The sequence below is a fragment of the Bartonella sp. TS82HLJMH genome, from assembly GCF_042193495.1.
Classification (GTDB): Bacteria; Pseudomonadota; Alphaproteobacteria; order Rhizobiales; family Rhizobiaceae; genus Bartonella; species Bartonella grahamii.
Genome location: NZ_JBHILU010000026.1, coordinates 1 through 9,229 on the forward strand (window position 1 = coordinate 1; position 9,229 = coordinate 9,229).

Sequence of the window (9,229 nt, forward strand, 5' to 3'; positions counted from 1 at the left end):
TGAATAATATAAAAAATTAGCAAAGGGGCTCCTGATAAACCAAGGTAAGCGAGGCGGCTTGTCTTTTTCTGTAAACCAAAATGGAACCTCTTGAGGCTTGGAAATGCCCACTATTCGGTCAAATTCTTCATGACATTTTTTTAAGCTATCCCCACTCAAACCTACACACTCTTCGTCTATAGCTCTCTTTCGCCTTTGCAAGTGACCTTCAGAAGAAGAAACATCCCGTTTTTTACGAGAAGAAAGACCTTCTGATGACGCTGGACCTATAAAATGTTCATGCGCTTTTAAAGAACAGGGTTGTATACTTGCAAAAGAACGCCAAGGGTCTAGATTGCGTTCATAATCCATGCCCCGTAAAAACATCCCCCGAAAATCAGGAACACTAAACGTCTCAACGCCATCCCCTTCTCCCCACGTCGTTCCTATGACACAAAATAAATCCCAATAAACATACCGTGAATAAGAACTTCCATCACATGGCAACCAACCATCCGGCAAGCGTTCCATTGCAAACGGTCCTATCAGACCGGAGGGTAAGCGTTTTAAGGGAGAAACTTTACCCCTTGTCGGATTGAGAACTTGCCACCCCGAAAGCTCTTCATCATACATGACTGTATAAAGACAACCATCTTGTATCTCTCCTCCCGATAAGGCTAATAAACCGGTTTCTGTCGCCTTATAAACAGGTTTGCCAACTAAATGATTCAAAGCAATTTTTGTCGCCCCAACATTCTTGCCCTTTGCTTTAAAACAAACCGATATCCCATTCTTATACTCTAAAAATGCCGATTGGCTTAGAAGCCTTATCACGCTCGTCTTTTGGTTATTATCAACCGTAACAATCCCTTCAAGCACGCCGCCCGTATCCGATAAATACTCACTTATCCTTTGCATCATAAAACGGGCGCTATTATTGACCGTGTTAGGATGCTGTCCCTCTGACCAATTAATCAAAGCATCAGCACCACCATTCTCAGATGCCGTTAAAGACCAATCATAAATCGTCGACATATGAACCTCACGTCTTGATTCCAAACACAACACTCATATTAATCGGGCGCGTCTCACTTACACCTGAACTTGCTAACGCAACATCACGCATATGAAGGTGGGAATGGGGAAAGGCTAGCTTATGATGCACGCGTATATCCTCTGCCCTCACACCCAAACGTTCAGCAAGCTTCAACCTTTGCTGGTCATTCAACACATACCCCCAGATGATCGTCATATCACCATGCCAACTCTCCTCCTGATTTTCATCATTCAAAATCGTAAAGGATTGACCCCCATGGTCATGCTTTCTCATAGCATCATTTTGTAAAGTGCCAAGATAACGAAAGCGGTCTATCTCGCGGTCATCATCAACACCTCGTAAAAAAACACCACGCAAATCGGGAACATTAAACTTCGTCCAACTATCAGCGCCACCCCACCTGATCCCTATCGCTTCATAAAGAGCAGGATAATCACTGCGCAAATAAGCCTTCCCATCACAGGGTAACCAGCCCTCTGGCAAAACTTGCATCCCAAAAATCCCTATCGTCCCCGTAGGATAAACGGGAATAACCGGTTCTTGTGATAAAGAGAAAGGCGTAGGATTTAAAACTTGCCAAGCATGATCCCTATAAATCAAGCTATAAATGCACCCCCTTTGAAGTTCACCTCCAGATAATGCACGAATGCCTAATTCCGTCGCCTTATAAACAGGTTTACCGGCTAAATCATTCAAAGCAATTGCGGTTTCCCCAACATTCTTACCCTTCGCTTTAAAACAAACTGATATCCCATTCTTATATTTCAAAAAATGCGATTTACTTTGAAGTCTTATCAACGTCGTCTGTTGTTCAGCATCAACCGTAAAAGTGCTTTCAATCACACCACTCGTATCGGATAAATATTCACGCACACGCTGCATCATCACACGGGCGCTGTTATTCACGCTGCTAGGACGTTGTCCTTTTGACCAATCTATTAAATCATCACAATAGGCATTCAAGGAGGCATTTAAAGACCAATCATAAATCGTCGACATTTTAACCTCATGTCTTAATCGCAAACAGAACACTCACATTTACTGGACGCGTCTCGCCTTCACCAGTGCTCTCCAAAACAACCTCTGGGCTTTCATCAAAAGTATGAGAACTTACAATGTAGCCTCCTAAATTCTCACGCTCTATGCCCATAAAATTCGCTAGAGAGCTCCCCCCAAACAAGCCTAGACGATAGCCCAATACATCCGTCGTATTCCCATCCCAAAAGTTTTCGTTGCTGGTAAAATGAGACATCGAAAGGCTCTGTCCTTGATGTTGGTGAGACTCGATTAAATCTGTTTGCACACTTGCAAAAGAACGCCCCTCATCAATATTGCGCCCTCCATCAACACCCCGTAAAAACATCCCTCGAAAATCGGGAACATTAAACGTCTCAACGCCATCCCCCTCTCCCCAAACCGTTCCTATCGTCTCAAATAAATCACGATAATCACGACGCAAATAAGCTTTTCCATCACAGAGTAACCAATCCTTTGGAATCCCGCGCATTCCAAAGGTTCCTATAAAACCCGTGGGATAAAGACTGCTTTCTTCTTCTAAAGGGATAGAGGTAGGATTAACAAGATGCCAATGATCTCCATTATAAACCAAGCTATAAATGCACCCTTGTTGGATTTCGCCCCCTGATAAAGGACCAACCCCTAATTCCGTTGCTTTATAAACCGGCTTGCCATCTAAAGTGTTTAAGACAATCGTGGTCGCTCCAACATTCTTACCCGTCGCCATAAAGCGCAAAACGATACCATTCTTATACTCTAAAAACTGTGAGGTGCTTGCAAGTCTTATCACACTCGTTTGTTGGACATGATCATTTGTAACAATGCCTTCAAGCTCTCCACCCGTATCTGACAAGTATTCCTTTACGCGCTGCATCATCACACAGGCGCTCGTGTTCACACTGCTAGGATGCTGTCCCTCTGACCAATCAATCAAATCATCCACGCGCGTATTATCCGCCGCTCTAAGCGACCAATCATAAATCGTTGACATGGCTATCGTATCCTAATTCTGGTAAAACGGTCCGTAAAACGCCCGCATGAATTGCGTCATCAAAGGATTATTATCATCACTCTCTTCTTCTTCCGAAGCTTCTTCTTGTGATGCTAATAATGCCCTTAAAACCTCGAGCAAGTTGTCTCTATTTCTAATGCCACCCTGCGCTACAGGGCTTGCTCTATAAGGCTGCCCCCCATACATCTGTAATACACGGTTCACAAAATCACTGGCACGCATAGCATTGTTTCCACCATTCAAGCCAACCGCATTGCTGCCAACAATTTGCGCCGCATTGGCATGGGGATTTTGAAGAAGCCGCGCGGCTCCCCCTGCGCCTTGTTGATGTGCTAAATACAATTCCGCTTCACTAGGCGCTCTTCCCAAAAGGCGGCTTAAATGATTGCGATTATCAAGCGTCAACCGCCCCATGGCATCTGCCGCTTGCATGGGGTCAAATCTATTCTGCAAACCATATTGTTTGGCGGTGCTATCGATAAATTGATACAACCCACCAGCAGAGGAACGAGGATTCCTTGCATTCGGATTGCCTCCACTTTCCACTTGCGCAACACGGTATAAATAACTCTCTGGTAAACCATAACGTGCTGCCGTTTGCCGTATCGCTTGATTAACAGAAGGACTATAACGGGTCATTTCGCATACTCTATTGAAGCACTAGGACCTAACCCTTTTGCTACAGCTCTAGAAACAATCTTCAAGCCTTCATCCGTTATCACACCGGCTTTATGCCACTTCAAAGCACTTTGAATCAATTTGGCAATTTCATTGCGCTCCATTCCTTTAACGCCAAAAGTTGCTAATTTCGCTATACCGCGCTCTAGCTCTCGTTTTGCTCGTAGCGCCTCTGGTGCATTCGGATGAAAAAATATGTTTCGTGCTAATTTTAAGCCTTGAGCTGGTATATCAGGAATACTATGTGGTACACGAACTCCATCAAAAAGAGAAATCTTAGGAATGCCTTCAAATTTGCTAAAACCCTCTTTTGCTGCATCAGAATAGAATTGCTCCTGATCTACTGCCTTTTTAAAAGTAGAAAACCGTTCCGGTCCTATCATCCTTTTAAGATTCTCAGATGCAAGATTTTGTTTTAAAAGTTTAGAAAATTCATTAATAGGGTCATCATTTTTTCTGAGTAAATCATCTAATGCATCTCTCATGCCCATCTGATAGGTATTATTTTGTTTTGTCCAATTCCCTTTAGAAAGATTTTCCTGAACTGCATCCCTTTCAAAACTCTTTTCAAGCTTTGTTCCAAGAGCTTGCCTACCTTCCTCAAAGCTATCTGCAAAGTTTTTGAATTTTGCCGCACTACCGCGTGCTGCTTTGTACGTAGGAGAGATTTCGTCCATTATTTTTACCAAATTTTGTTTGAGGACTTCGTATCCTAAAATCTTTTGGTTATCGCCATGTTTCTTACTTTTTTCGATTAAATCATCAAGAGACTGCTTAGTTTGATCTAATAACTCTATCGTAGGTTTATAGGTTATACTGCTAAATCTTCTATCATAAAACCTTCTAGGATTTATACTGAGAGGGTGTTCCTCTAAAGTATTGACAGCTTCTTTAAGAGCTTTTTGAAACCCTTTATTTTCAAAAAGTTTATTAAGAGCCGGATAATACTCTCGTCCTATCGGCGTTTGCCTTGCTTGTTCATAAAGATGATCATGCGCTTCTTTCCCTTGCTGTTTAAGCGTCCTGCTTAAAGTATCGCTATGCTGGTATGGAACAATTGTCTGCTCCATCATATCATCAAGACGTTGAACAGAACCTCCCAATCTTTTCTCATGCGCTTGTTTCAAGAGATTATAAACATCTTCATTTGTTTTAGACGCATTCCACAAAGTCTGTCGTAGTTTTTCATTAATATCTGTCAAAAATACTTCCTGAGGTTCTGAGCTAAGACGTTCCGTGATCTTTTGGGTTTTATTATCGTAAAGTTGCTTGGCAACTTCTCGCAAAGCCTTATTGGAAACCTCTTTATGAGCGGGATTAAAATAATTCCTTACAAGTGGAGGTGATTTTAAAGCATTTCCTAAACTACGAACTGCCTTAGAAATACCTATACCTCCTAAAGCAGCAACCGGCGTCAAAACTGCCCCACCAACACCACCAGCTAACGCCGAATTCACCGTATCATTGTAACCTTCTCCTGTACCAGAACCGTGTAAAGCTCCAGAACCTGCCCCAACAAGAGCTCCCCTACCTAAACCTCCTAAAGTCGAACCTGCTCGCAAAAAATTTAATGCGGGAATACCCAAAGATGCTAATGTTGGTAAAATCGAACCAGCAATATAAGCACCAGAAGACAACCATGGATGTTTCTCTTCCAAGGCTTTTTGGTAAGCGCGTTCCTTAGCTACTCTTCTGTTATAGATTTCTTCTGCTCGTTTATCACCGCTCCAATAATCCGTAAAACCCGCTTCATTCGCCGCTTGTATCTCATCACTATAACCTGCCGTGAGACCAGATATAAGGTGGCTCCAAGCCGCACGCGTCTTGCTCCAATCCTTGCCATCAAGTGGAGAAGAATCTGGTGTACTTGATTGATCTACTGTACTTTGTTGACTTTCAGAAAAAGAATTAGATAGCTTTGCAATCTCAGACGGGTCTTCAACTACGCGAAAACGCGTTCCATTTTTAGAATATACATATTGAGAAGAGGACGAAGGAAAAGTGTTAGCATGTGATCTTATAATTTTTTCAATTTCATCAGGGTCTTCAACTACGCGGAAACGCGTTCCATTCTTAGAGTATACATATTGAGAATTAATCTCACCAGAAGCTTTATAAGGGTCCATTACTATTTCTCCTTAACAAGAATTTTACCACTGGAACTATCTATAAAATAAGGCACGTTATCCTTAATAGATGCCTCTTCTAAACTCATTTTTGGTAACTGATTACTATGTTCTTGCTGTGGAGCTTTAGAATGCGGCTGTGATGTAACCTTATCAACATTCTCTTGCGTTAATGCAATGCTACTGTTTTCTAGCAAAGACAATACGTCTGATTTCATCTTACCCAAAATTTCATGGATTTTTTTCAACCTAAACAAGAGCTCTTTATGACCCAAGTTGTACTTTATCTCTCCTAAATAGCTCTTTAAGATATCAAGTTCTCTTTCTGTGAGATTTCCAAAACCTGAGGCGCCATTACGCGAATACTGTCTCATCGCTTCTAAACGATCAATACCTATACGATTTTTAATGGAATCAAGCAGTGAACTCATATCACGGTGTTGAGGAACACCCAACTGAGCTTGTATACTAGCCGCATTACCTGTAGCCCATTCACCATTTTCTTCTATATAGTTCATAAAACGTTCAATGTCATGGAGTGTATTATTACTGATAGTTTCTCTATTTTTAAGCTCTATCGTTTCTCGTAGGCGGTCCAATTCTTCTTTAGATCTAGCATCATAACCGCCGTTCGCTTTTTGTAATAGAAAAGCATTCAACGCATCTTTATTCCCAGCAATGAACCGTGCTTCTTCATCACTGTAGCCTTTGGACTTTAGATACTCGACGGTCTGGTTAATCTGCTCTCTTTGTTTATCTCCTTCATTAAGATGCTTCACACCACTTGCAAGCGCATCCCACCCAGAACCGCCTGAGGGCGCTGCCGACATACCTGCAAAAAGATCTTGAAGCTTTTTATAAAAATCAGACTGGACAAACTTTTCAAAACCAGTTCGAGTATCTACTGGAGAAGTTTGTGACTGTAGTGTTGAAGCTGCCTCTACTATAGGCGTAAGTTGTTTAATCTCCTGTGCATTAGGGAGTGGTGGATGATTACCAACACCAAATGGTATTTCTGCTTCAGGAACCACATAAGGTTCCTTCTTCTCATGATATACTCCATCCGGAACAATAGTTCCTATTTGAGAAGGCGCAAGAGAACCACTCTCAAACGGTTTATCAATAGAAATTGCACTAGGAGTAGCAGGACCTTGATGCTGCTGTATTACTTTCTGCAACATATTCATTTTTTCAAATGGTCTCTCACCAATCTTCGGAATAACCATTCCTAATAGCTTTCGACCATAGATCTCTTCACGCTTTTGGCGTTCTCTTTCTTCTTGAACTGTAGACCATCTCCTTCTATTGCGTTTTAATGTAGGTGGGAGATGTGTACTATGTTGTATTAAACCATCTGCTCCTATTCTAGACATTCTAACTAAAGGATGTTCACCTTGATCAGGAGGAATAAAAAAACGCGAAATGTTATCGACCCAAGAACTTTTTTCCATTTCTTTCTTTCCTATACACCGAATTTTTTGCCTAAAAATGCGCCAAAAGGTTTAGAAATATCAGGGATACCCATAAAACTTGTCGCAAGACCTGCTACTGTCGCAAAATTCTTCCAAGGGTCGTTGCCTTGCATTAGAGAAGATGTGTTGTTACCTGTTGTTGTACCGTAATTTCTTGCAAAGCCATGACCGGCGTTCATAAGCATATTCAACTTATTCCAACCGCTATTGTCTTGCTCTAGCCAACGTTCACGATTGGCATCGACAACTCTCTGATTGTAATTATCAAGCACACCTCCCCCCTGTATGGCATTGGAATAGGCATTGCCATAACCCTGTAAGAAGTTATTTGAGGCTCCCAACTGATTTTGATTGGCTTGGTCTATCAGTGAATTCGCTTGCATCATGCGGTCTGCATCACGATTATATTGATCTGCCATAGCACTTGTGGACAAAGCACCAAGTTCATTTGCCAATACACCTGCATGTGCACCGGACCCATAACGACCCGCACCTGCAAAAGAGCTGTTAATCGTATCTCTTACACGGTCTAAGCTATTTTGAAGGGCGGCATTAAAAGACGGATTCTGTCCAACCATACCACCAGAAGCCATATGTCTAAGATTCATGGCTGCCGACGTTGGATTATAGATTGTATTCATCAAAGAGCGATTTTGATAATGATGAGGAATACTGCCAAGACCACTAATGCCATAGTGTGTTTGATCACTTAACGGGGCAATACGAGGTCCCCCATACACATTACCCCCAATCCCTGTGTCATACATTTGATACGCATCCCTACCCCCACGCTTAAATACATTCTCCATCCAAGCAGGAGGGGCGCTTGTCTGTACCTGCTTTTGTTCTGTTGTTGCTGGTGTCTTGCTCCCCATTTCACAATTCCTTCCTGTAATAAAGCATATCTATGCTGTAACCTTGCTTGTCCAATGCACGTTTCCAACCCAAACGACCCAAGATCTCCATTTCAAAAGCGCCATTCTCACGCGCCCAATCCTCTGCAACTTGCAAATTGTCAACTTGATCAAGAACGCCCTTCCCACTACATTCACAAATGAGCGCGCGTTTCTTTCCTAAAACTGTCTGTTGTATCTGGGTCGTGACTACCGCTAAAAATCGCTCTTCATCATCCAAAACAAGCCATAACTGTTTCTCGCCCATGCAAATAGATTCAATGAGTTCTTGCAACGTAATTTCATGTTTGAAACGCTCTACATACTCATTAAAAGACGCAATGATTTCTTCAAGATAAGGCGCTATACGCTCCATATCCCAAGAACTTGTCAAAAAGACTTTTGCCATTACCCTCTACCCAAAGGACGTAAATCCACATTAAACCCCGTAATCATCGTACAAGATATTGATTTATAATGATAATTCACTGTTTTGTATGTTGAGTGAGAGTCCCGAATAACGTAAGATTCTCTCATTTCAAATCTGTTTATCTTGAATCAATCAAAACCACTATTTGCACATAACAAGTGGGATGAGCGTGTGGATCAAATTTGTATAAGAAAGGACTAAAAATGGCTCTTATGAACCGTCTTAATGCAAGGGCTGTCGCAACATTGGGGGCTGGCAAATATAATGATGGTGCTGGCTTGTTACTTCATAAGCGTAAAGATGGAGGTGCTCAATGGATTTACCGTTATACCATTCATGGTCGGCGCCGTGAAATGGGCTTGGGTGCCTTGAGAGATGTTTCTTTAAAACAAGCCCGTGAATTGGCAACTGGGTGGCGTTCTGTTCTTCGTGAAGGTCGTGACCCTATTAAAGAACGTGAAAAACAAAAGCGTGAGGCAATAAGTAATCTCCATTATTTAAAAGATATCGCGTTGGATGCTTTTGAAAGTCGTAAAGCTGAATTAAAAAATGATGGTAAAGATGG

General features: G+C 42.0%; 9 protein-coding genes. 1 reads left to right on the plus strand and 8 read right to left on the minus strand.

Annotated features, from left to right (window positions below; all coding sequences use genetic code 11):
* The 8 genes from ACFIKO_RS08360 to ACFIKO_RS08395 form a co-directional block, all read right to left on the minus strand.
* Nucleotides 1-1,014: phage tail protein (locus ACFIKO_RS08360; RefSeq protein ID WP_375673737.1), on the minus strand; the 1,014-nt coding region annotated here is incomplete at its 3' end.
* A gap of 7 nt (nucleotides 1,015-1,021) precedes the next feature.
* A complete protein-coding gene (locus tag ACFIKO_RS08365) occupies nucleotides 1,022-2,035 on the minus strand; it encodes a phage tail protein (protein WP_375673739.1) in 1,014 nt (337 codons plus the stop codon).
* Between the two features lie 7 nt (nucleotides 2,036-2,042).
* Entirely contained in the window at nucleotides 2,043-3,044 is a 1,002-nt protein-coding gene (locus ACFIKO_RS08370) for a phage tail protein (protein WP_375673741.1), read from the minus strand.
* A gap of 12 nt (nucleotides 3,045-3,056) precedes the next feature.
* On the minus strand, nucleotides 3,057-3,704 hold the full coding sequence (locus ACFIKO_RS08375; protein ID WP_375673742.1) for a transglycosylase SLT domain-containing protein: 648 nt from the start codon (nucleotides 3,702-3,704) through the stop codon (nucleotides 3,057-3,059).
* A complete protein-coding gene (locus ACFIKO_RS08380) occupies nucleotides 3,701-5,869 on the minus strand; it encodes a glycine zipper family protein (RefSeq protein WP_375673744.1) in 2,169 nt (722 codons plus the stop codon). Before ACFIKO_RS08380 ends, ACFIKO_RS08375 begins: the two co-directional genes overlap by 4 nt.
* 2 nt (nucleotides 5,870-5,871) lie before the next feature.
* Entirely contained in the window at nucleotides 5,872-7,320 is a 1,449-nt protein-coding gene (locus tag ACFIKO_RS08385) for a hypothetical protein (protein WP_375673746.1), read from the minus strand.
* A gap of 11 nt (nucleotides 7,321-7,331) precedes the next feature.
* Nucleotides 7,332-8,216: a hypothetical protein gene (locus ACFIKO_RS08390; RefSeq protein ID WP_375673748.1), complete on the minus strand. Its 885-nt coding sequence runs from the start codon at nucleotides 8,214-8,216 to the stop codon at nucleotides 7,332-7,334.
* A 1-nt stretch (nucleotide 8,217) separates the two neighbouring features.
* The gene (locus ACFIKO_RS08395) at nucleotides 8,218-8,643 is read right to left on the minus strand and encodes a hypothetical protein (protein WP_375673749.1); all 426 of its coding nucleotides are present in this window, start codon (nucleotides 8,641-8,643) and stop codon (nucleotides 8,218-8,220) included.
* Between the two features lie 224 nt (nucleotides 8,644-8,867).
* On the opposite strand from ACFIKO_RS08395, the gene ACFIKO_RS08400 reads away from it, so the two are divergent.
* Nucleotides 8,868-9,229 (plus strand): Arm DNA-binding domain-containing protein (locus tag ACFIKO_RS08400; RefSeq protein WP_375673751.1); only part of this gene is annotated, 362 nt, incomplete at its 3' end.